At 58.6% G+C, this 21,679-nt stretch carries 22 protein-coding genes and 1 tRNA gene; 4 read left to right on the top strand and 19 right to left on the bottom strand.

Annotated features, from left to right (window positions below):
* Positions 1–18 precede the first annotated feature (18 nt).
* Both flgC and flgB read right to left on the bottom strand, forming a co-directional pair.
* The gene (gene flgC / locus ACTLLP_RS00425) at positions 19–435 is read right to left on the bottom strand and encodes a flagellar basal body rod protein FlgC (RefSeq protein WP_441059695.1); all 417 of its coding nucleotides are present in this window, start codon (positions 433–435) and stop codon (positions 19–21) included.
* 14 nt (positions 436–449) lie between these two features.
* Positions 450–851, bottom strand: a complete 402-nt coding sequence (flgB, locus tag ACTLLP_RS00420) for a flagellar basal body rod protein FlgB (RefSeq protein ID WP_441059693.1) — start codon at positions 849–851, stop codon at positions 450–452.
* Between the two features lie 416 nt (positions 852–1,267).
* Between flgB and ACTLLP_RS00415 the strand changes: the two genes are divergently transcribed.
* Positions 1,268–2,107: a helix-turn-helix transcriptional regulator gene (locus ACTLLP_RS00415; protein ID WP_441059691.1), complete on the top strand. Its 840-nt coding sequence runs from the start codon at positions 1,268–1,270 to the stop codon at positions 2,105–2,107.
* Here the strand turns inward: ACTLLP_RS00415 and ACTLLP_RS00410 are convergent.
* The 3 genes from ACTLLP_RS00410 to ACTLLP_RS00400 form a co-directional block, all read right to left on the bottom strand.
* Entirely contained in the window at positions 2,104–3,336 is a 1,233-nt protein-coding gene (locus tag ACTLLP_RS00410) for a DegT/DnrJ/EryC1/StrS family aminotransferase (RefSeq protein WP_441059689.1), read from the bottom strand. The two genes, ACTLLP_RS00415 and ACTLLP_RS00410, sit on opposite strands and share 4 nt — an antisense overlap.
* Positions 3,337–3,629: 293 nt before the next feature.
* The gene (locus ACTLLP_RS00405; RefSeq protein WP_441061524.1) at positions 3,630–4,541 is read right to left on the bottom strand and encodes a GGDEF domain-containing protein; all 912 of its coding nucleotides are present in this window, start codon (positions 4,539–4,541) and stop codon (positions 3,630–3,632) included.
* A 13-nt stretch (positions 4,542–4,554) separates the two neighbouring features.
* Complete coding sequence (locus ACTLLP_RS00400) at positions 4,555–5,688, bottom strand: FIST signal transduction protein (protein ID WP_441059687.1); 1,134 nt, start codon at positions 5,686–5,688, stop codon at positions 4,555–4,557.
* A 38-nt stretch (positions 5,689–5,726) separates the two neighbouring features.
* Between ACTLLP_RS00400 and ACTLLP_RS00395 the strand changes: the two genes are divergently transcribed.
* A tRNA-Sec gene (locus tag ACTLLP_RS00395) sits at positions 5,727–5,822 on the top strand.
* Positions 5,823–6,396: 574 nt separating this feature from the next.
* On the top strand, positions 6,397–7,419 hold the full coding sequence (locus ACTLLP_RS00390) for a radical SAM/SPASM domain-containing protein (RefSeq protein ID WP_441059685.1): 1,023 nt from the start codon (positions 6,397–6,399) through the stop codon (positions 7,417–7,419).
* Here ACTLLP_RS00390 and ACTLLP_RS00385 read toward each other — a convergent pair.
* The 6 genes from ACTLLP_RS00385 to ACTLLP_RS00360 form a co-directional block, all read right to left on the bottom strand.
* Positions 7,416–9,110 carry a formate--tetrahydrofolate ligase gene (locus ACTLLP_RS00385; RefSeq protein ID WP_441061522.1) on the bottom strand — a complete coding sequence of 565 codons (1,695 nt, stop codon included), beginning with the start codon at positions 9,108–9,110 and terminating at the stop codon, positions 7,416–7,418. The genes ACTLLP_RS00390 and ACTLLP_RS00385 overlap by 4 nt on opposite strands.
* Positions 9,111–9,317: 207 nt before the next feature.
* Entirely contained in the window at positions 9,318–9,767 is a 450-nt protein-coding gene (gene ndk, locus ACTLLP_RS00380) for a nucleoside-diphosphate kinase (protein ID WP_441061519.1), read from the bottom strand.
* 37 nt (positions 9,768–9,804) lie between these two features.
* On the bottom strand, positions 9,805–11,712 hold the full coding sequence (gene ftsH, locus ACTLLP_RS00375) for an ATP-dependent zinc metalloprotease FtsH (RefSeq protein ID WP_441059683.1): 1,908 nt from the start codon (positions 11,710–11,712) through the stop codon (positions 9,805–9,807).
* 105 nt (positions 11,713–11,817) lie between these two features.
* Positions 11,818–13,242 carry a tRNA lysidine(34) synthetase TilS gene (gene tilS, locus ACTLLP_RS00370; protein ID WP_441059681.1) on the bottom strand — a complete coding sequence of 475 codons (1,425 nt, stop codon included), beginning with the start codon at positions 13,240–13,242 and terminating at the stop codon, positions 11,818–11,820.
* A 28-nt stretch (positions 13,243–13,270) separates the two neighbouring features.
* Positions 13,271–15,649, bottom strand: a complete 2,379-nt coding sequence (locus ACTLLP_RS00365; RefSeq protein ID WP_441059679.1) for a SpoIIE family protein phosphatase — start codon at positions 15,647–15,649, stop codon at positions 13,271–13,273.
* Between the two features lie 77 nt (positions 15,650–15,726).
* A complete protein-coding gene (locus ACTLLP_RS00360) occupies positions 15,727–16,620 on the bottom strand; it encodes a Ppx/GppA phosphatase family protein (protein WP_441059677.1) in 894 nt (297 codons plus the stop codon).
* Between the two features lie 91 nt (positions 16,621–16,711).
* Between ACTLLP_RS00360 and hisG the strand changes: the two genes are divergently transcribed.
* On the top strand, positions 16,712–17,584 hold the full coding sequence (gene hisG, locus ACTLLP_RS00355; protein ID WP_441059675.1) for an ATP phosphoribosyltransferase: 873 nt from the start codon (positions 16,712–16,714) through the stop codon (positions 17,582–17,584).
* On the opposite strand, the gene ACTLLP_RS00350 is transcribed toward hisG, so the two are convergent.
* The 8 genes from ACTLLP_RS00350 to spoVT all read right to left on the bottom strand — a co-directional run bounded on the left by ACTLLP_RS00350 (position 17,574) and on the right by spoVT (position 21,633).
* Positions 17,574–17,921, bottom strand: coding sequence for an FtsB family cell division protein (locus ACTLLP_RS00350; protein ID WP_441059673.1), 348 nt, complete (start codon positions 17,919–17,921; stop codon positions 17,574–17,576). The genes hisG and ACTLLP_RS00350 overlap by 11 nt on opposite strands.
* Positions 17,893–18,141, bottom strand: coding sequence for a sigma factor-like helix-turn-helix DNA-binding protein (locus ACTLLP_RS00345; protein WP_441059671.1), 249 nt, complete (start codon positions 18,139–18,141; stop codon positions 17,893–17,895). The genes ACTLLP_RS00350 and ACTLLP_RS00345 overlap by 29 nt, the downstream gene beginning before the upstream one ends.
* A gap of 123 nt (positions 18,142–18,264) precedes the next feature.
* Positions 18,265–18,555: a spore cortex biosynthesis protein YabQ gene (yabQ, locus tag ACTLLP_RS00340; protein WP_441059669.1), complete on the bottom strand. Its 291-nt coding sequence runs from the start codon at positions 18,553–18,555 to the stop codon at positions 18,265–18,267.
* Positions 18,546–18,830 (bottom strand): YabP/YqfC family sporulation protein, encoded by a 285-nt coding sequence (locus ACTLLP_RS00335; protein WP_441059667.1) that lies wholly within the window; start codon positions 18,828–18,830, stop codon positions 18,546–18,548. The genes yabQ and ACTLLP_RS00335 overlap by 10 nt, the downstream gene beginning before the upstream one ends.
* A 141-nt stretch (positions 18,831–18,971) precedes the next feature.
* Complete coding sequence (locus tag ACTLLP_RS00330) at positions 18,972–19,217, bottom strand: RNA-binding S4 domain-containing protein (protein ID WP_441059665.1); 246 nt, start codon at positions 19,215–19,217, stop codon at positions 18,972–18,974.
* Positions 19,218–19,227: 10 nt separating this feature from the next.
* Positions 19,228–19,518: a non-specific DNA-binding protein Hbs gene (gene hbs, locus ACTLLP_RS00325; protein WP_441059663.1), complete on the bottom strand. Its 291-nt coding sequence runs from the start codon at positions 19,516–19,518 to the stop codon at positions 19,228–19,230.
* 35 nt (positions 19,519–19,553) lie between these two features.
* Entirely contained in the window at positions 19,554–21,065 is a 1,512-nt protein-coding gene (gene mazG / locus ACTLLP_RS00320) for a nucleoside triphosphate pyrophosphohydrolase (RefSeq protein ID WP_441059661.1), read from the bottom strand.
* Between the two features lie 16 nt (positions 21,066–21,081).
* Positions 21,082–21,633 carry a stage V sporulation protein T gene (spoVT, locus tag ACTLLP_RS00315; protein WP_441059659.1) on the bottom strand — a complete coding sequence of 184 codons (552 nt, stop codon included), beginning with the start codon at positions 21,631–21,633 and terminating at the stop codon, positions 21,082–21,084.
* Positions 21,634–21,679 lie beyond the last annotated feature (46 nt).

Genomic DNA, 21,679 nt, shown 5'->3' with positions numbered 1-21,679 from the left:
AATCCATCCCCTTCCCTATCAAGCTCGTCCCAACTCGATGGCTTGCCGGTTCATCTCTTTGGCCGTTTCCAGCACGGTGGCGTTGGCTTCGTAGGCTCTGGCGGCTCCCACCATATCCACCACCTCGTCGGCCACGTTGACGTTGGGGTAACGCACATAGCCCTGAGCGTCGGCATCAGGATGATGAGGGTCGTACACCGTCCGGAAAGGACTGGGGTCACCCACCACCGCCACCACCCGCACGCCCATCCCGGCCAAGCCCTCTCTCCGCGCTTCCAGCACCTGCGCGAAGAGCGGAAAACGACGCTGGTAAGGGCCGCCGCCCGGCGCCCGGGTAGTATCAATGTTGGCCAAATTATTGGCCACCAGGTCGAGACGTAGGCGCTCGGCCGTCAAACCAGAGCCACTAATGCGAAAAGGGTCCAGGAAAGCCAATGGTCACACCTCCTCTAGCGACCTCCGTTGATAAGGTAGTGCCAGCTGGAGTAACGCCCGGAAGCCAATTGGATCAGCGCGTGATAATTGAGCCCATTAACCACCAGGTTGACCATCTGCTCGTCCACATCCACGTTGTTGCCATCGGGACGCATACTGGTAAAATAATCGCGTTGCACGCGCGGGTGGAGCAATTCGACGGGGACTGGAGCAGGGAAGTGGCGGGGATCAGTGGTTTTCAGCGGCAGAGACGGGTCCAGGGCGCGGCGGAGCTCCGCCTCGAAACTCACCTCCCCTTTCTTAAAGCCCGGAGTGTCCACATTGGCCAGGTTATCGGCGATCACTCGCTGCCTCAGTGCGGAGGCATCCAGCGAACGCAGCAGCGCCGTCTGCACCGGGGAAGCAAACAATTCCATTCGCCCCTTACCCCTTTCGACAAATTTCTCCACAAACCACCAACTATTCATACTCTGTTCGACAATTAATGACCAATTCCTGCTTCCTGCATGTAGACAATGGAAATTTTTTTGGTGGACTTCGAATAAACTGGAGCTGAGGACCAAAAGCCCGCTACCCCGGTACTAAAGACACTTCGCCTACTGGGTTTATAATCCCCTACCCCGTTTTTGGGTAATTGCCCGATTCCGGGGCGCTAACGTAAAATTATAAGGGCCGCAAAAATAAAGATATTTAAGGTTTCACCCCATAAGAGGAAGCATGACAGGTCTTCGTGCTTCCTCCTCCCCCAGTTTTTTTCTGCAGAGTGGCTTGCCACGCTCCAGCTCTGGTTGCTATAGTGATAAAAAACCCGCGCCAGACTGGAGGATTGCCATTGGTCCCTTTCGATCGCGCCAGTGGCCCTTGCGATGAAGATTATGCAGCTTTTCTCTGCCCTCCTGAGGAGTTAGAAGCTTCCTATGAACGCTGCCGCTCCTGTAATTTAGCGGTGGATTTAGAAAAACCTCGCCTAGTCTTGGACCACAACGCCCTGGCCGCCCGTCTGGCCGAAAACCGCGAGCTACTAGCGCTAGCGGATAGCATCGTGCAACCCATCTGCGCTTCCGATCCCCAGCGCAATTTTCTTTGCATCCTCTGCGAACCAGAACTGGTCACCCTGCGGGTTTACGCCTCGCCCAGCATCGTCAGAGCGGCGGCCGCCATGGGCATCCGCCCCGGCACTGTCTTCACTGAAGAAAGCTGCGGCACCAACGCCCTGGTAATGGCGCGCCGGCTGGGACGGCTGGTGGCGGTGCGAGGAGAGCAGCATTATTGCCGTATGTTCCACTACTGGTGGTGTGTGGCCGCCCCGGTGCAGGGACCCGATGCCTCCGTAGCTGGTTACCTCGACCTTTCCTTGCACGCGGAGAGAGAGCTCGGGTTCGCCGTCAGCTTCCTCCAAACCCTGCTCTGGTTACTGAAAAAAGAAGCAGCGCTCCCCGGCGAAATGGTCACGTTACCTCCCGCCGCGGAACGCCGCCTTTCTCCCAGGGAAAGAGAAATTTTGCTGCTTCTACTGCGGCGCCTGACCAACGAGGAAATCGCCGCTTACCTCAACCTTAGCGTTTACACGGTGAAAACTTACCGCAAGTTTATCTACCGCAAGCTGGGGATAGGTAGCTTCAACGAGCTTTTGGCTTGGTGCCGTACCGAGAAAACTACTCCCACCGATTAAGAGCCTTTTCGATAATAATTAAGCACCTTGCGAAGCGCCGCGATCACTTCCCCTTGCTCAGACTCGCTCATGGCGGGATAGAGGGGGAGCGAAAGGAGCTCCGGGTAGATGGACTCGGCTTTGGGGCAAGGAGGGGCTTGCCCCAAGGTGCACACATTAGGGTCCCCCACCCAACCGTAGAGAGGATGCTGGTACATGGGATAATAATGCACTCCCACCTCGATGCCCTCCGCCCACAGAGCCGGATAAATTTCTTCCCTGCCTACCTCCAGCGCTTCCAATTCCAAGCGTACTGGGTAGAAGCACCAGGACGGGCACGCTTCCGGAGACACCAATAATTGCTGCAAGGGAAGACCGTCCAGCGCTTCTCGATAGCGCTCGGCCAATTTCCTCCTGCGGTCTAGCAACTCGGGTAAGCGCCGCAGCTGGGCTTCTCCCAGAGCTCCCTGGAGTTCGTTGGCGCGGTAATCGAAGCCAATTTCCTGAATCTCGAAATGCCAGGGGCCTTCTTTATGCACCCAGCCATCAAACGATCCCACCGTGCCCATAGAAGTGAAGAGCTTGATCCATTGGTAAGTTTCTAGATCGCGAGTCGCCACCGCCCCACCGGTACCGGTGGTAATCACCGCTTCGGGAGAAAAGGAGAAGACCGCCAACTGCCCCCAACTCCCCACCGGGTGCCCCTGGTAGGTGGCTCCCAACGCGCAGGTAACGTCCTCGATCAGAGCCAATCCCTTTTCCGCTGCCAGGGCACCGAGTTCCTCTAGTTTGGCCGGTAAACCGGCGTAATGCGTCACCACCAAAGCGCGGGTCCCTGGGGTCAGATTACGCCTGACTTCCTCCGGGTCCAAGGTAAGGGTAAACGGGTCCACGTCGGCGAAAATCGGTCTGGCGCCTAGGTACAAAACGGCGCTACCCACTTCGGCCGGCGCTAGGGGAGAAATAATCACCTCGTCTCCCCGACTCACCCCCACTGCGTAGAGAGCAGCGTGCAGCGCCGCCGCTGCACTCGACACCATAACCACATGCGGCACCCCTAGGAATTGAGCTAGCGCCTCTTCACAGGCCCTCACCCGCTCTCCCTCCACCAGCCGGCCCGAACGCAACGCTCCGAGCACCGCCTCTTCCTCCGCCGGCCCCAGAGAAGGTCGAGAGAAAGGCAAACGCGACTGCCGCACCGGCTTCCCCCCGCGGCGTGCCGGCAAGTTGGGGTCTCGATTATCCCTCACATCCTCCGCCTCCTTTGCTGCTCTGAGCAGGTATTAGATCACCGGAGCCAAATCGTCTCCCGTTGTTTTTGCTTGGTTTAAGCCCCAATCTCCGTCTATAATAAAAAAAAGACCTCGTGGAGGCTAGACTAAAATGGCCAGCTTGCGCTGTCCCAAATGCGGTTCCTCGCGGGTGGTTCCAGTGGGGCAGAACGATAAGTTTATCCTTTACGGCTTCGGCGGCACAGCTCTGCTCTGCGCGGGGGGTTTCCTGCTGAGCCCGCTGTTTTGGGCCGCCATACCCGGATGGTGGTTCATAGATCTACTTTTTTATCTCCGCCGTCCTTGGGCCGCTTGCGAAGAATGTGATCACCAATGGGATCCACGCCGATCTTCATGAGTTCTTCCTTGCGCCGCACCTTTTGAGAGTACATGGCGCGATCGGCCTCATCCAATCCTCGCCGCAAAAGTTCGGGAGAAAAAGCCGTTCCCGCGCCGCACGAAAGGCTGAGAGGCAGAGAGGGGGTCCGGGCGTTGTATTGCCATACGCGTCTCTGGATGCGCTGGACCACTTGTAACACGGCTCGCCGGTCGGTTCGCGGAAGCACCACCACAAATTCGTCCCCTCCCACGCGAGCCACCACATCTCCTTCCCGCACCGCTTCGCGAAGGATTTGAGCCGCCGCCTTCAGGAGATCGTCTCCGCAGCTATGCCCCCGGCTATCGTTGGTTACCTTCAAATTATCCAGGTCGCAAACGATAAAGCTTACCGGATAGACCAGAGCTTCGCGCAGGCGCTCGAGCTCCGTCTCCAGATAAGCGCGGTTGGGAAGACCGGTGAGGTAATCGTGACAAGTAAGGTACTGCAAGCGCTGGTACCAATAGAGGGTACGCAGGTGCTGGCCCAGCTGACAGCCCAGCACATTTAGCAAACGCCGATCCTGCTCCTCGAAGTCCCGGAAGCGGGTAAAGGTGAGCCGGATTTCCAACTCTCCATCCTTCCAGGCGTAAACGTGCCGCGGTGCCAGTAGTAGCTCCCCCCAGGACCATATCTGCTTCGCCGGGGAGTCGGTGAGCCACGCTTCCACAGAGAAGCCAGTCACCCCGAAAAGGCGGCTCGACTTATCGATGAACCAGAGAAGAATCTCTTCCTCCGAGTGAGGAAACCGCCAATTAGTAATTTCGTACAGGGCCAGCAACTCCAGCGTCATGGGCGAAAGTTGCACCGCCAAACTTCACTTACCTCCCCAAGGCCAGGGCCACAGTTCTATTCTGCACCAGGGGAACGCCACCGGTAGCTGCGATCTCTCCCAGGCTTAAAAAGCCCGCCCAAGGCATCCCCTGGCATTCGCGCGGCATAGAGACGGCCCTGGCGCCCACCAGCCGGTAATTAGAAAAGCAACAAACCAACAGAGCAAACAGCGGAGCGCCGAGCAAAGCCAACCCCCTCCTGACCACCCGCTCAGTCACTCCCTCCAACCCGGACGCCTCCATGAGGAAGGCCGCCCCCTGGGCAGGAACCTCGCTAACAAATTCTATCGACCCGTCTGGGAGTTCCTTTAAAGGATCGCGCAGAAGAAAGTCCCCGGTCAAACGGGGGAAACCCAGCGGGCGGGTCCACCCGACTTCAGCCACGCTGCACCCCTTGACTCCTGCCAGCTTGAGATAGAGATCGCGAGCTGGGAAGCCGTCGATACCTTTCACCACCCGGCCCTGCGCCTGGGTGATGAAGAAGGGATTAGAGCAAGGCCGCCAGCCATGATCAGCTAACGCCGTCACTTCCAATCCCTTGACCCCAGCCACCACCGCTCCCCCCGAAGTCCACCCCTTCTCCGTTAACTGGATCGAGCCTTTCCCCAAGGCGACCCCTCCCCCACCCACGTAGGCGAATCCCGGCCCTAGAGCATCGTACAAACCCCAGAGAAAAGGCGTAATCCCCTCGGCGTAGCTGTCGTAAAACAAAAAGATCGTTCCCGGGGAAGCGATCCCATCTTCCTGCAAGTTCCTTCCCGCCTCTTGCCCGTAACGGAAAGCGCGCCAGCGCTCTAAGCGGGCCAGGGAAGTAGCCGCTACTAACCCCGCCCCGGAGAGGCGAAGCACCACCAGGCCCTGCTCGCAGACCCCCCTGGGGGACAGAACGCCGGCGCTCGATAGCCCCGCCAGACACCAACCGGGAAAACGCTCCAGCAGAAAATTAAATTCGGCGAAAATTTGGTCCGGAAAGTAATTGGGAGTGAAAAAGCATAAGAAAAGGGAGGGGTCCTCTACCCCCGGCAACACCTGCCTCCAGGCCTCGTAAACCGCCTCCCGGGGAGCTAACCGTCGACTGGCACCCCAAGCCACCTTCAGTTGCTTCGCACCCCTATTTGACAAGACCTTACCCCCAGGGCTATAATCGAAGGCGAGAGTACGGGAGTGGATGGGTCCTGGTGGGTCCCCTGGCCTTCAAAGCCAGCTGGTGGGCTTAGCGCGCCCGCGGTAGGTTCGATTCCTACCCACTCCCGCCAAGGTTTTTATGCTCCGCCTGTAATTATACGTTATCCTTCCCAACCCTAGCAACTTTTGTGCTTCGACGTTTAGTCCTGAATAACTCCTCAGCCTCCGTAACTTCTTCCCTCCTCCGAGCTAAACTTCTAATGAAATTTAGCTATTGTTGCCGTATTTTATCCAATAATTTATTTATTCATGTCAATTATTGCGGATCATGTAGGGATGGGGGGGCAAATCCTGTATCTATAATGTGTCTCACCACTACCAGCTACCTATTTCACCGCTGATGGCAGCGAATTGCGAAACGCCAAGCACCACTTTTAAGCTCCGCGAATAAAAACATCGGCCTCGACAGCTAGCGTGTGGTATCGCGTCTGGTATACTGTTAAAGAGAAAAAGTCGCGGGTGCTAACGAGCGCCCCGCGAACTCTGGGAATGGGAGAGGACAGCCTCTCCGCAAGCGCGCTGAATGAGATCCCCAGACCCTTTGGAGCTAGAGCTAGCCAGAAAAGGAGGTGCGCGCCTGGTTCGAAGGGGTCCCTGCCTGAAGTTAAACTCCATGCAGGTTTTACGGACCAGGCCACAGACAACATGGAAGATTACTCGCTCCCCACTATACCGGAAGAGCGCTTCGACTGGCTACAGCTGGAGATAACCTCTCACTGCAACGCTGCTTGCGTTTACTGCCCCCGCACCGTCTATCGCCAGCACTGGGACAACCGGCATCTCGATCCGGACGTTATAGAACGACTGTTCCCCGTTTTTCCTCGCACCGAGTTGATTTACCTCCAGGGCTGGGGGGAACCGCTAATGTACCCTGATTTCTTTGAACTGGCACGCCGGATCCGGGCTACCGGAAGCCAGGTGGGCTTCACCACCAACGGGATGCTGCTGAATCGGGAAAAAATGGAATCCATTCTAGACCTGGGTATCTACGTGGTAGCCTTCTCCTTGGCCGGCCTGGAACATAACGACCAGATACGCCAGGGAACCCGGCTGGAAGAAGTGCTCCGTCACCTGCACGCCTTGGCCACGCTCCGGGAGCAGCGAGGGAGCAAGCTGCCCCGTCTTCACATCGCTTACATGCTGCTGCGTTCCGGCCTGGAAGAGCTCCCTCAGGTTCCCCCGTTGCTCTCCCGCCACGGAGCTGACGAGATGGTGATCAGCACTTTGGACTTCGTCCCCACCCCGGAACTATCTGGCGAAGCGCTTATCCCCCGGGACAAAAAGGAGCTCGGCAGGATCAAAAAGATCTTGCAGCAAACCATCAAGGCGGGGAGGCGATCCGGCCTGGCCGTGCATTATCACCTGCCCTACCCCTGGAAGCACAACCTTTATTGCACCGAAAATGTCCTCCGCGCCGCCTTCATCGGTGTGAAGGGAACGGTATCTCCTTGCACTTTCACCAACCTGCCGGTGACCACTAACCCCACCTTTGCGCGCCAGGGGGAAAAAGTCACCTACGAACCGCTGATCCTGGGGGATCTACGCCAGTCCTCCTGGGAAGAGATCTGGTCAAGCCCCCTTTACCAGAGCTTCCGCGCCTCCTTCCGGCAAAAGGAGCTCTTTCCTCCTTGCCGAGAGTGTCCTAAACTCTGGGGGGAGACGGTTTAGAACAAACCTACCGTGCGCCCCTGGTCGTCAATGTCCACCTTAAAGGCCGCTGGCTGGGAGGGTAGCCCCGGCATGGTCCGCATCGCTCCAGCCAGGGGGTAGAGGAACCCCGCCCCCACCGAAGCCCGGATATCACGGATGGGAAAGATATAGTCAGCGGGCACGTTCTTATGGCTGGGATCGTGGGAGATAGAAAGGTGGGTCTTGGCCATGCAGATGGGCAACCGCCCCCATCCGTGCTGCTCGAAAAGGGCGATCTTTTTTTCCGCCAGCGGCTCGTAACGCACCCCCGCTGCATTGTACACCTTGGTGGCCAGGATCTCGATCTTTTCCTTGATGCTCAAGTGGTCGGGATAGAGGAATTGAAAGTGCGAAGGCTTATCGCAAGCCTGCATCACCGCCCGAGCCAGATCGAGCGCCCCAGCGCCGCCGTCGGCCCAGACCGTTATGGGGTAGGCGCCCTCCGCGCCAGCCTCCAGCGCTTTTTGCCGCACCGCTTCGATCTCGGCCGCGGTATCGGTGGTAAACTGGTTGATGGCCACCACCACCGGGACGCCGAAATAGCGAGCAAGGCGAATCATGTGGGCAAGATTGGCGCAACCCTTTTCCACCGCCGGTACATTCTCCTTCAAGATCTCCTCCGGCAAAGGCCGGCCCGCCACCACATTGCCCACGCCTCCGTGCATCTTCAGAGCTCGCACGGTGCAGGTGACCACCACGCAGTTGGGGCGGAGTCCCGAGTAACGGCACTTAATATTCATAAACTTCTCCATGCCCAGGTCAGCCCCGAAGCCGCTCTCGGTGACCACGTAATCGGCCAACTTGAGCGCTATCAGGTCGGCTAAAATGGAGCACTGCCCGTGCGCGATATTAGCGAAGGGGCCGGCGTGCATCAGGCAGGCCTGGCCCTCTAGAGTCTGCACCAAGTTGGGCTTAATCGCCTCCTTGAGGATAACAGTCATGGCTCCCGCCGCTTTCAGGTCCTCCGCCGTTACCGGCTTCCCGGAGTGGCTATAACCCACCACGATCTTTCCTAGACGCTGGCGCAAATCGTGCAGTCCAGTGGTGAGGGCTAGAATGGCCATGGCCTCCGAGGCCACCGTGATGTCGAAACCCGTCTCCCGGGGATAACCATTCTCACGTCCCCCTAGCCCTACCACCACTTGCCGGAGAACCCGGTCGTTAACATCCACCACTCGGGGCCACATAATGGTTAACGGGTCGAGCCCAGTAGGGTTACCGTGTAGGAGAGAAGCATCGATCATAGCGGCTAGAAGGTTGTGCGCCTGGCCTACAGCGTGAATGTCTCCGGTAAAGTGAATGTTGATGTCCTCCATGGGCACCACCTGGGAGTACCCCCCACCGGCTGCTCCACCCTTAATCCCAAAGACCGGGCCCATGGAGGGCTGGCGCAAAGTGCAAATCACCTTTTGCCCCAATCGGCCCAGGGCTTGGGTAAGACCGATAGTGGTAACCGTTTTCCCCTCTCCTAAAGGGGTGGGGGTGATGGCGGTAACGTCTATGTACCTGCCATCGGGGCGGCCACGGAACTTTTCCAAGACCTCCAGGCGCACCTTGGCCTTATACCGCCCGTAATATTCGATGTCCTCTTCCTCCAGACCGATGGACGCAGCGATGTCCTTTATGGGAATTAGCCGGTGAGCCTGAGCTATCTCCAAGTCGCTGGGCACCTGACGCATGGGCGCTCTTTCCCCCTTCAGCAAGGATGTTTTTCGCTCTCATGTACTATAGCAGTTGCCGAAATCCAACCCTAACATTAGGCCCTCAAAAGCCACAGTAACACCACCAAGCGCAGCAAAGCTGGGTCGAACGGTCGAGCTCCAAACTAAAAGGAGGGGACCAGTAATTCCCCTCCCGTAGACTCTAAGCTTACGAGCTTATTCGTAAATCCAAGTGTCTAGGGCCCGCTCGTAGGAAATTAATTCCTCCGGAGAAAAGAATAGCGCTATTTCCCGCTCAGCGGTGGCAAGCGAATCGGAGCCATGCACCACATTGCGCCCGATATCCACCGCGTAAGTGCCCCTGATGGTGCCGGGCAAAGCTTTCTGGGGATCGGTAGCCCCCATCATTTCCCGGACCGCCGTCACCACCCTTTTGCCCTCCCAGACCATGGCCACCACCGGACCGGAAGTTATGTAGGCGATCAGGCCTGGAAAGAAGGGCTTGTCTCGGTGCTCAGCATAATGGTTCTCGGCCTGCTCGGGAGTTAGCCGCAGGAGTTTGAGCCCTACCAACTTATACCCCCGCTGCTCCAACCTGCTGATAATCTCTCCTACCAACCCGCGCTGCACACCATCCGGCTTCACCATAAGAAAGGTTCGCTCCACGTCCACCAAATACCTCCTCCAGTTCCAAGGTTGCCTACTAAACCTGGGGCTGCGGCTTGATGGTTACCGCTGGCTCCGGCCTAACAGCAGGAGCTGCCTCACCTTCCAAACTCTCTTCCTTGGGGAAGGAAACGCGGGATACGGCCTTCCCCTCCATTAAGGCCTGGAATTCCTCGGCCTCTAGAGTTTCCTTCTCAAATAAAGCCCGGGCCACCAATTCCAGCTTTTCTTTATTCTCGATGAGCAGATTCTTGGCCCGCTCGTGGCACGACTCGACAATGCGGCGCACCTCGCGGTCGATGGCCGAAGCCACTTCCTCGCTGTAGTTACGATCGCGCGCTAAGTCTCTACCGAGAAAGGGAGTATCGTGCTTAAAGCCAAAGGTCAAAGGCCCCAGCACATCGCTCATCCCGTATTCCATAACCATGCGCCGAGCAATTTCGGTAGCCCGCTCCAAGTCGTTCTGCGCCCCCGTGCTGACCTCTCCCAGCATCAGATCCTCGGCTACCCGCCCTCCCAGCAACATGGTAATCTGGTCCAGCAGCTGAGAACGCGTCATGTAGTAGCGATCCTCTTCCGGCAACAGCAGCGTATAGCCACCCGCCCGCCCGCGGGGGATGATGGAAATCTTGTGCACAGGATCCGTGTGGGGGAGGAGGTAACCAAGCAGAGCGTGCCCCGCCTCGTGGTATGAAACCAGCCACTTCTCCCGCTCACTGATGACCCTTGACTTCTTTTCGGGGCCGGCCACCACCCGCTCAATGGCGTTTTCAAAATCTTCCATGTGGATGCGCTTGCGGTTACGCCGGGCGGCCAGAAGAGCCGCTTCGTTGACCACATTGGCCAGGTCGGCACCGCTGAAACCAGGGGTGCGCCGGGCTAGAATGTCTAGGTCGATATCGTCAGCCAGAGGCTTGCCCCGCGTGTGCACCCCGAGGATGGCCTTGCGCCCGTTGATATCGGGCATATCTACCACTATCTGCCGGTCAAAACGCCCCGGCCGCAGAAGAGCAGGATCTAGGATGTCAGGACGGTTGGTAGCCGCGATGACAATGATACCCTCGTTGGGGCTAAAACCATCCATCTCCACCAGCAATTGATTGAGCGTCTGTTCGCGCTCATCGTGGCCACCGCCTAACCCTGCTCCGCGTTGGCGTCCCACAGCGTCGATTTCGTCAATGAAGACGATGCAGGGGGCGTTCTTCTTGGCTTGCTCAAATAAGTCGCGCACCCTTGCCGCCCCAACGCCCACGAACATCTCCACAAAATCGGAGCCACTGATGCTGAAGAAGGGAACCCCAGCCTCCCCAGCCACCGCCCGCGCCACTAGGGTTTTACCGGTGCCAGGCGGGCCAAAGAGAAGCACGCCCTTAGGGATGCGAGCTCCCAACTCGCTGAATTTACGCGGGTTCTTAAGAAACTCCACAATCTCCTGGAGCTCCTCCTTCACCTCTTCAATACCTGCCACATCATCGAAGGTGACCCGCTTGCGCTCGTCCGTGTGTAGCCTGGCCCGGCTCTTACCAAAGGACATCACCCGATTGCCCCCTCCCTGGGCTTGCTGCATCATATAGAAAAAGATTCCCAGGATCAGCAACATGGGCAAAACGGTCAGGATGAGGCTGGACCACCAGCCAGTCTGAGGAGCGGGCTGCTGCTCTATGGTCACGTTCTTGGATTCCAGCAGGGGCAAAAGCGTGGTGTCAAAGGGCGGCCCCACCGTTTCAAATTTGGCCCCATCCTTTTTCTTGCCCGTGATGTAGTTGGCCGAGTTCTCCGTCCGGATGGTTACTTCCTTTACCTCGCCTTGGGTAACCAGGCTGCGGAAAGCCGAATAGGAAATATGATCCGCCGGCGAAGAAACTGGAGTAGCGTAACGGAGAAGCACCACTACACCCAGGACCAGCAGCAAATAGATAATTAAGCTCTTAAGCCACCTGGGCAAAAGTTTTCCTACCTCCTACAAGGCTTTAGACAATTCCTTTAACTAAGAAATTATACCGCATTTTCACCGCGGAAATAAAGTCTCCTAGCCACCTTCGCATTACGATCAAGGAAAATTTTTGTCGCCGTCCTCCGCTTCATCCTCTAAAGGGGTCAAGCGCAGGTGGAGCACGTCAGTGGTTCCTTCTCCCAGCGCCGCCCGTGCCCCCACCCTCACCCCGCCTACCCAGACAATGCCCTGCTTATCTTCCACCAGGGGAAGGCGGTCCCGCAGCCGCCGAGGAACCTTCTGGTTGATAAAAAAATCCTTGAGCTTGACCGGAGCCGGGTAACCGAAGGGGTGAAAGCGGTCGCCCGGCAAGCGGCGCCGCGCTACAAGGGGCGGGTGCAGGTGGGCCCAATCGAGCAAGGCTTCGATCGGAGCTAGACGCCGTGGATCTCCCACTTCGGCCACGGACAGCAAGCGCGCCTGCAGTACCCAACCCGCCTCGGGCAAATAGGTCACCCCTGGGACCGACACGGGATAGGCGTAAAAGGGCACCGGCGGGGCAGCGGTCGCAGGAAGCAGCACCAACTGCCCTCTCTCCCATATTCCCCTCACTCCGCCAGGCAGCGAGAGTTCCCCTCGGGGGCACGGTAAGCGCCGCCTCAACGCTTCCACATGCTCGAAAGGGAGCTCCTTGTCCTCCCTCCCCAAAACCTCACGATAGGCCAGGCGAAGCACCCGCCGGAGCAAAGCCAAGGGGAGCTCTTGCAACGAGGAGAGTTCCAGCAACACCCCTTCCCGGTCGGGGCGAGCCAGCTGGCGGTAAGCCGCCAGCGCCTGGGTTTCCAGGAAAGCGTCCTCGGCTCGCGCCAACTCCGCCAGCCGCACCAGCAGCTCCACCACCGCCGGGTTAAATTCGCGAGCCAGCCAGGGGAGGAGCTGGTGCCGAACACGGTTGCGGGTGAACTCCGGAGACCAATTAGAAAGATCCTGACAAGGGTGCAGCCCCCGCCACCGACAGTAGGCTTCGATTTGCCAGCGCCGTATACGCAAAAGGGGACGGATGAAAGGGCCCCGTACCGGGAGTATTCCCTTCAGCCCGGCAGGACCAGTGCCCCGGAGCAGGCGCAGGAGCACAGTCTCCGCCTGGTCATCCGCCTGGTGGCCCAGAGCTATCTTGGTGGCTCCCGTTTGGCTCGCTATCTCTAATAGAAAGCGCCGCCGGAGATCGCGAGCCGCGGACTCGACCGAGAGGCGGTGCTGCTGGGCGTGCGCCTGCACATCGGTCCGCCCCATGTGAAACGGGCAACCGTATCTGAGCGCTTGCTCCCTGACCATTTCCGCTTCGGCCTCAGCCTCGGGACGCAAGCCGTGATGCAGGTGAGCGACCACCAACTCCAACTTAAAGCCGTCGCTTAATCGGTGCAGAAGATCGAGCAGGGCCAGAGAATCGGGCCCCCCTGACACTCCTACCACCACTCGGTCGCCCACGGACAGCATGTTCTCTTCGCCTACGGTTAATTCCACCACCGGTAGAAGATCCAACGACCTCATCTCCTGCCGTTCTTTAAGCCTACACCGTTAGCAGTTTAGCCACCACCACCGTGGCGTCATCCTGCAAGCGTCCTCCCGCTGCGATCCGACCCCGCTCCAACAACCATCGGCTCAGTTCCTCCGCCTCTCTAGGACCGCTTTCCTGGAGTTGCTCCGCCCACCACTCCTCTTTTCGCTCGCCCCGGTAAGCTTCCAACCAGCCGTCCGAACCCAGCACCACCACATCGCCCGGGCGCAGATCGCGCTCCAGCACCACGATATCGATGGGGCTTAATACCCCAGCTGGCAACGAAGAGGCTCTTATTATTTCTACCACACCGTCGCGCCGCAAGACAAATCCTGGAGATGCCCCTATCTTCACCCACCGCAGCCGGCCAGTGTAAAGATCGATCACTGCCATATCCAGAGTGGTGAAGGCGTCGCCGGGAGTGCGCAGAAGCACCAGGGAGTTGGTAAGCTTCACCGCCAGTTCCTCGCCAAAACCAGCCTTTAAAAGGAGCTCTAATAGCGAAACCGCCGTGGCGCTTTCTACGGCCGCTCCCGCCCCCCTGCCCATACCGTCGCTCAGTACCAGAGCGCACCGCCCGCCGGGTAGAGGCACGTAACTGTAGGTGTCACCAGAAACGCAGCCCTCGCTGGAGCGCGCCATACCAAGTGCTAAGCGGTAGCGCAAAGCCGGGTAAAGCAGAAAACGGCACTCTTCCGCTTCCCGCGGCCAGGGGCAATTAGCGTGAGCCACCGTGTAGGGCCACCGGGACAGACGCGACAGGAGATCGGCTAACTCGCGCTGGCAGAAGCGCTCCCCGCGGCAAGCCCGGGCAGTGATTTCCACTTCCACCATCCCTTTCGGGCGCAGGCGGACTTGCAAGTGTTTAATTTGCCGTCCGTTTTTGGCCGCCAGCTGCAAAAGCTCCCGCTCCACCAACGCCACTCGCTGCCATTTATCCCCCACCTCCCCCACCAGGTCCTGAAGCATTCGGGCGAAACCCTGAAATTGCTCCACTACCATGGCCCGGCTCTCCCTCACTTTCCGGCACCAAAACCGGTTGGTGCGATGTAGTTCCCACAGGAAAGCAAGGGTGAGGGTGAGATCGTCCCAGCGAAGGCAGCGCCGAGCCAGCGGGGAAGGCAGGTTCTCCGGGCGGACGGCGCCCTTGCGCCGAACAAAAGCTAAGGCCTCGCGGTACCAGGCCAGAGTCTTCTCCTTTTCCCGCTCCCAGCAGATGCGAGACAGGGGGCAGGAGGAGCAGATACGGCGGCGGAGCTCTTCCAACACCTCCTTCTCCGCTTCCTCCGCCCCCGGCCAGGAAGGACTGCTTTCCCTCTCGGCGGCACTGAAGGTAGCGGCTAGTTCCCGGTATACCCGGTTCCAATTTTCCAGCCGTTCAGTAATCCAATCGTCTAAACGCTCCGATTGGGGGGAGGAGGGAAGAGCGCTGGCGTACGCCAGCTGCAACCCGGCATACCAATGGGAAGGCAGGAGGAAATAAAGCGCCACCGCCAGGGCAGTTTCTAGCACGATGGCGGTCAGCAGCCCCGCCTCAGCAGTGCAGGGCAACACCAGCAGCAAATTACCTAACCCAAAACCCAGCACCTGCCCCACCCGGCCGAAGCTGCGGAAGCTACCCGCGAGCAACCCGGTAAAAGCGTAGTTGGGCACGGTGTTGGCGAGGTTGGAAAGAGAGAGCCCGGGAATAATTCCTAGCAAAGCCCCGGCAGCCGCTCCCACTCCAGCTCCACCTGCCTGGGCGGCCAGCAGAAGAGCCAGACGGGTAAGCACCCCCTTGACGGTGACCATACCCCAGGCCATTTCCCCAGTCCCCGCAATTACTCCTGCCCCTAGAGCGAAGAGGCAAAAAAGCTCCTCTATCGCCAGGTTGAATCCTTTGGCTTGCCAGGCGCTGAGGCCGCGCAGGAAAACAAAAGTTAAAGCCCCGGCAAAAACGCCCTCTAGCAGCAGGCTGATATAGGTATGGGCAGTGGCCTGGCCGACTAACAGGATCAGGGAGCGCAGCACCAGGTAACTGCTACCCACCAGCAAGGAGGCATTCCAAGGTGAGCGCAAGGAACGCGCAGGCACCAGTCCCAGAATCAGAGCCGTACCCAGCAAAGCCACTGCGCCGGCAAGGCGCGTGGACAATGGCAAGACCCACCATTGCCCCAGCAGCACCGCCAACCACACCGGCCAAAACGAACGCCCCATAGACAAAGTCACGGCAGCGCCGTACGCCACGCCGAAGGGAGCCAACTCCCCCAGCAGGAGAGCCCGGCCCAGAAAAACACCTATCAGGCAAACGGGAAGATGCGGCCAGAGAAGCCCCAGCGCATTACTCCGGGCTTTACGAGCCGGCAACGCCTCCACTGGGGTCACCAATTTAAGTCTTTCTCTCGCAGGCAAGTTACCACCTCCGCCAGCGGCTTTCTCGGCATTATAACCGCCCGAGGTGGAAATAAATGTCAAAAGAGGTTAGGGCCCTATCCCTCCCCTTCGACAACCCCAGAAGCCGCCAACGCCGCTCCCCAGAGCAAGTCGTGCTCGCTCACGGTTAATCGAGGGAGATCCAGAAGTTCCAATGCCGCCAGCACCACCGCTGCCCCAGCCACAATGATGTCAGCGCGCTCCGGCTGCAGCCCTGGAACCCGGCGCCGCTCCTCCACGGGGAGCCGGGCTAGGTAAGCGTGGATTTCTCGCACTCGTTCCTGGGTTAGATACCGGCCGTGCACGCAACCGGGGTAATAGTTATCGATGCCGGCGTCGATGGCGGCCAGGGTGGTAACCGTTCCCCCGGTGGCCACCAGTTCACGGTGGCGCAGCCGCAAAAGTAAAGGGGCCAGGAGCTCTCTGGCCCGCAGCAGGTAATCCGCTTCTGGTACCGCCAGAGCGAGGCGAACCGCCCCTAGCGGCAGGCTCGAAAGCTGGAGCTTCCCCGCTTCCTGCCAGACAAACTCGGTGCTGCCGCCGCCTAAATCCATCACCAGCGCCTTCTGGGGGGAAAGAGCAGGCATTCCGGTAAGCACACCGCGAAAAGTGTAGTAAGCCTCCTCCTCGCCGGAAAGCACCCGCAGGCGCAGGCCGGTGGCCTGAAACACTAGGGAGTCAAACTCTTCCCGATTAGCGGCTTCCCGGACGGCGCTGGTAGCTATGATAACGATCCTTTCCGCCCCCTTGCTGGCCGCCCGTCGCCAGAAAGCTACCACTGTGGCTAGGGTACGCGCCATGGCTTGCTCGCCCAGGCGCCCCGACAGCAATTCCTCTCCCAGCCGGGTGATTTTTAAATCCGCTTCTAGGAGTTCAACATGCCCTTTCGCTACCTCAGCCAACAAATAACGGGTCGAATTGGTGCCCACGTCGACGACGGCTACACGCATTTTTTCCCCCCTTGACCGGAGCCCATTCCCTTAGTTAATATTGACCAGGGCTGCACCCGATTTTAAGCCAAGCTTAGGAGGGGCCAGCAAGGTGAACAGACTGCGATTGGGCCTGCCCAAAGGCAGCTTACAAGAAGCCACTTTTCGCCTTTTTGAACGGGCGGGCTACCACATCACCGCTACCGGGCGCTCGTACTATCCCCACATCGATGATCCGGAGATAGAAGTGGTGCTGTTGCGGGCGCAAGAAATCCCGCGTTACGTGGCCGAGGGAGTTCTCGACGCCGGCCTCAGCGGCTACGATTGGATTCAGGAAAACGGCGTCGAGGTAGTCGAGGTGGCCGAGTTGGTCTATTCCAAACAATCCCGCCGCCCCATCCGTTTGGTGCTGGCCGTGGCGGAGAATAGCCCTTTCCGGGAAGTTAAAGACCTGGAAGGCAAGCGCGTCGCTACCGAGTTCGTCAACCTTACCCGGCGCTTCCTGGCTCAGCATGGCGTGACGGCCGCGGTGGAGTTCTCTTACGGAGCCACGGAGGCCAAAGTGCCAGATGTGGTGGACGCTATCGTGGATCTCACCGAAACCGGGAGTTCGCTGCGAGTTCACAACCTGCGGATACTGGCCACCATCTTGGAATCCACGCCCCGTCTCCACGCCAACCAACGGGCCTGGGACGACCCTTGGAAACGCGACAAACTGGAGAAACTGGCCCTCTTGCTGCGAGGCGCCATCGCCGCTTACGCCAAAGTGGGGCTGAAGATGAATGTTCCCGGCGAAAAGCTGCCCGCCGTGCTCTCCATCTTGCCCGCTATGAAACACCCTACCATCTCCCCCCTGCACAACGGCAATTGGGTAGCTTTGGAAGTGATAATCGATGAGCACGAGGTAAGGGATCTTATACCGGCGCTGAAAACGGCTGGGGCGCAAGACATCATCGAGTATCCCCTAAACAAAGTCATTCCTTAGGGGCGGCCTGGTTAGGTCCCTGGGACGGGGGAGAGGAGTTCAGCACCGGTACCTCCCCCGGTTTCACCATGCCCAGACGCTGGCGCGCCAATTGCTCCAGAGCTCCCGGGTTTTGCAACACTTGCACCTTTTCCCATAGCTGCTGGTTATGCGCCTTCAGAGTTTTAAGCTCTTCTTCGGCCTGCGCCAGCGTCCGTTTCATAACCCACAATTGCCGCAATTGCCCACCGGCTACGATCACCAGGTAAGCCAGAAAAAGGACAAAAAGTAGGACGGGTAAGCGCCCGTAATTGAGACGCTTTTTTCTGCTAGGCTTCTTGGCCCGGCTCCGCTTCATCCTCCCCCTCCTCTTCCACCGGTAACAGCGCCTCGCCCGGCAAGATCACCACCACCTCGTACCCCTTCTGGCGCGCCCGGTGCAAAAGTGTGGTCACCGTCGAGGAACTAAGCCCCAATTTGCGGGCTATACCCTCGATGGAGTGCCCCATTTCCTTCAAAACCACCGCCTGGCGCTCCCGGAAGCTCAAGCGCTCCATCTTTCTTAGCTCTATCCGCAAATTGATCCACCTGGTTTATCAGCTAAATTTATCCACAAAACTATCCCCATTGTCCACAGATTCAGTACAAATATATTATGAATCCCTTCGCCGAGGGGGAAATAAATTCCTTCTGAAAAGCTTCTACTTCCTGCTTAGTAATCGCCAGCGACGGACGCGGCGGTAGAGGTACCATCCCAGCGCCATGCCTAAAAAAAGATAAAGCCGCAACTCGCTGGTCCATCCCTGCAAGAGAAAAAAGACCAGTGTGGCTGTTAGAAGAAGCCAAAAGACAGCATCGAGCAAAGTGCGAGCCCACCGTCGGCGCCGAGCCTGTCTCCCCAGCAACTGGCATATATCGTAAAGCAGTCCCGCCCACCATCCTAGCACCAGGCTCCAGCCCAACTCGCGCCAAGGTAGCAGATCTAACGCCATAGTCGATCCCACAAGCGGCGCCAGTCTTTGCGGGGAGCACCGGATGCTTCTCCCTCCCCATAGGCAAGACCGATAAGCTTACCTTCTACCACCAGGCGGCCCGTCTCCAAATTGAGTTCGGCGATTTTTAAATCTTCCCCCCGGAGACATAGTTGCCCCATCCAAGTATCGGCGCGGATCTCGGTATCGGAAAAGGTACCTACGTGCCGCACCCCCTCCGCCACTAAACGCTTTCTTTCTTCCAAAGTGATGCTGTGTCGCTTGCCCGAATCCATCACCTCACCTCCTCGCCTAATTTTTATGGCCCCTCCCCGCGCTCCTAGACCTGCGAGAAATTTTAAAGGGGCTGCCTTTTTGGGAACAGCCCCTTTTTCCAGCTCTTTTTTCTTTTAAGCTCAACGTATCGGCACGGTGCGTCAAGACGGTAGCAGGCGGTAGAGTTCAGCCGCCTCGCCCTTACGCCGTGGCACCTCGACCGATACTACCTCCAGGCGCAAAAGCCTATCCCCCAGTGCAAGCATGAGCACATCTCCCGGCTTCACCTGAGTAGATGGTTTGGCCACCCGGCCATTAATGGTCACTAAACCCTCGCGCAACGCCTGGGTGGCTACCGCCCGGCGCGGAATCAAGCGCGCTACCTGAAGGAACTTGTCCAGGCGCAACTTTACAGGTTCACTCGCGGGCCGACCCGGGTGCCACTACGTTCTTTAACGCCTTACCCGCCCGAAAGACGGGCACTTTGCAGGCTGCGATTTCGATCTCGGTTCCCGTCTGAGGGTTACGCCCTTTGCGCGCCGCCCTTTCCCGTACCTCGAAGGTGCCAAACCCTACCAACTGCACCTTGTCGCCCCGCGCCAGGGCATCGGCAATGGCGTCGAAAACTGCAGTCACCACTTTCTCCACGTCTTTCTTGGCCATATCGGCCCTCTCGGCTACTTCGGCTACCAGATCAGACTTGTTCATGGGCACCCCTCCCAAAGTTTGGCTTCAAAAATTTGCTACTCTTTAATTCTCTCTACACTACGCTTTTCCTGCTGTGATATCGGTTCTTCCGGCGTTTTTTTTAGTTTTTTCTTGGCTTCCTCCCACCCGGCGTCCAGCCATTCCAAACCAGCCTCTTCCAGAGATACGCCATCCCGGTAGGCCTTGGCCTCCAAATATCGAAACCGCGCAATAAACTTGTCCACACTGCGGTTCAAAGCCTCTTCCGCCTCTACTCCCAGCAAGCGAGCCAGGTTAACCACCGCGAAAAGCAGATCCCCCAGCTCTAGCAGGAGCTCCTCCGGCTTGCCGCTTTGCGCTCGCTCCACTTCCTCCAACTCTTCCCGCACCTTGGCCGCTGCACCACGCCAGTCCGGCCAGTCAAAGCCCACCCGGGCAGCGCGCCGCTGCACTTTGGCCGCCCTTAGCAGCGCCGGCCAATTCCTCCCCAACCCGTCCATTAACGAGGTACGACCACCCTTCTCCTGCCGCTTGATCCTCTCCCAGCTCCGGATAACTCCCTGGCTGTCTGCCACCCACTCCCCGCCGAAGACGTGAGGATGACGCCGGATCATCTTGTCGGTTATATTCCGCACTACCTCGTCCACATCGAAGCGGCCAGCCTCGGCAGCTATCTGGCAGTGGAAAATAATCTGCAGCAATAAGTCTCCCAGTTCTTCGCACAGGTTATGCGGCGCTTCCTCCACGCGATCGATGGCTTCCAGCACCTCGTACACTTCTTCCAATAAGTATTGCTTCAGGCTTTGATGAGTTTGTTCCCGGTCCCAGGGACAGCCCTTCTCACCCCGGAGCTCGGCCATAACCGCCACCAACGGGGCCAGAGAATACCGGGGAGAGAGTTGATCCAGCGGGGGGAGAGAAACAGCCAGGGGCCCTTCCCCGAGCACCTGCCCCAGCCGCACCAGCGGAGTTTTTCCCTGCCGGGCCGCACCGGAGTTCTCCCACGCATTTACCCACGTGACGGGGTGCTGGGGAGGGTAATAGCTGAGTAGGAAGGAAAGCCAATCAGTCAATTGGGTTCTCTCCAGCGGCCATATCAGCACGGGGAGGGAGGGAGAGAAGCAGCGGTCATCCGGACGTCGGAGCCACACCAGCCCCCGCTCCGAATCCAACCCCAGGAAGGTGGTGACAGCGTCCAGCAAACTGGGGGCGGGCAAGATTTGCAATTCCGCCCCCGCTTCCTTTGCCCGCTCTCGGATAACGGCGACGCCCCCTTCATCCACTAAAGGATGGCCGGGAACAGCGTACAGCACTTCTCCCATAGTGGCCGCCTCCTTCAGCAAGATAGCAGCCACCCGCTGGTACGCGGCCGCTTCCTCCCGGAAAAACTTATCTAAAACCGTGAAGTTAATGCCCTCGGCGCGCAGGCGAGGCACCACCGGGTGGCGCTCGGTACGCAAAAAAATAACCCCCCCACGACGCAAACGCTCCAACACGCCCAGGGGAAGCGCATCCCAGCTGCCTGGGCCCAACCCGGCGATAATAAGCCTTCCTCCTTGCGCTGACACCGACGCCGGTTTCACCTCACGCCATCTGCTTGGCCAGAAACGAAGCGGCCGTTTCCGCTAGCTTGAGTTCTAGATCGCCCATGCGAGTCCCTTCTTCCCGTGAGAGCAGCACCACCGCTCCGATGGCGTCCCCCTCAGACACGATGGGAGCAATCACCGCCGAAGCGAACTGCCCCTCCTCCTCCCCCAGAAGGCTCTCTTGGCATAGAGGATCTCCGGGGCAGTTGATGACCACCGCCCGTCGCCCCTCCATCACTTTCTCCACCGCTGAGCCCACAGGCTTGTTGATGTATTCCTTTTTAGGGCCACCTGCCACCGCCACCACCGTGTCGCGATCGGTAATAAAGGCGATGTGACCCACTGCCTCGCAGAGCGAATCCACGTATTCTTTAGCGAAATCTCCCAGATCGCCTATAGGAGAGTATTTTTTCAGAATCACTTCGCCATCTCGATCGACGAAGATTTCTAGCGGATCGCCCTCTCGGATCCGCAGGGTCCGGCGAATCTCTTTGGGAATGACCACGCGCCCCAAATCGTCAATTCGCCTAACAATTCCCGTTGCTTTCATTGCCCTTCTCCTAACCTCCTTATCCGGCATCTCTCCACCACACCTA

This window comes from Desulfothermobacter acidiphilus, assembly GCF_052073645.1.
Taxonomy (GTDB): Bacteria; Bacillota; Desulfotomaculia; order Desulfotomaculales; family Ammonificaceae; genus Desulfothermobacter; species Desulfothermobacter acidiphilus.
Note: the sequence above shows the minus strand (reverse complement) of the source record. Positions and strands in the feature narration are given on the sequence as shown.

Excerpts from the sequence above, each read along its gene's own strand:
- yabQ (WP_441059669.1), bottom strand. The coding sequence starts at position 18,555 with ATGGCGTTAGATCTGCTACCTTGGCGCGAGTTGGGCTGGAGCCTGGTG.
- ACTLLP_RS00360 (WP_441059677.1), bottom strand. The coding sequence starts at position 16,620 with ATGCGTGTAGCCGTCGTCGACGTGGGCACCAATTCGACCCGTTATTTG.
- hbs (WP_441059663.1), bottom strand. The coding sequence starts at position 19,518 with ATGAACAAGTCTGATCTGGTAGCCGAAGTAGCCGAGAGGGCCGATATG.
- flgB (WP_441059693.1), bottom strand. The coding sequence starts at position 851 with ATGGAATTGTTTGCTTCCCCGGTGCAGACGGCGCTGCTGCGTTCGCTG.
- ACTLLP_RS00390 (WP_441059685.1), top strand. The coding sequence starts at position 6,397 with ATGGAAGATTACTCGCTCCCCACTATACCGGAAGAGCGCTTCGACTGG.
- spoVT (WP_441059659.1), bottom strand. The coding sequence starts at position 21,633 with ATGAAAGCAACGGGAATTGTTAGGCGAATTGACGATTTGGGGCGCGTG.
- ACTLLP_RS00350 (WP_441059673.1), bottom strand. The coding sequence starts at position 17,921 with ATGAAGCGGAGCCGGGCCAAGAAGCCTAGCAGAAAAAAGCGTCTCAAT.
- ACTLLP_RS00335 (WP_441059667.1), bottom strand. The coding sequence starts at position 18,830 with ATGGATTCGGGCAAGCGACACAGCATCACTTTGGAAGAAAGAAAGCGT.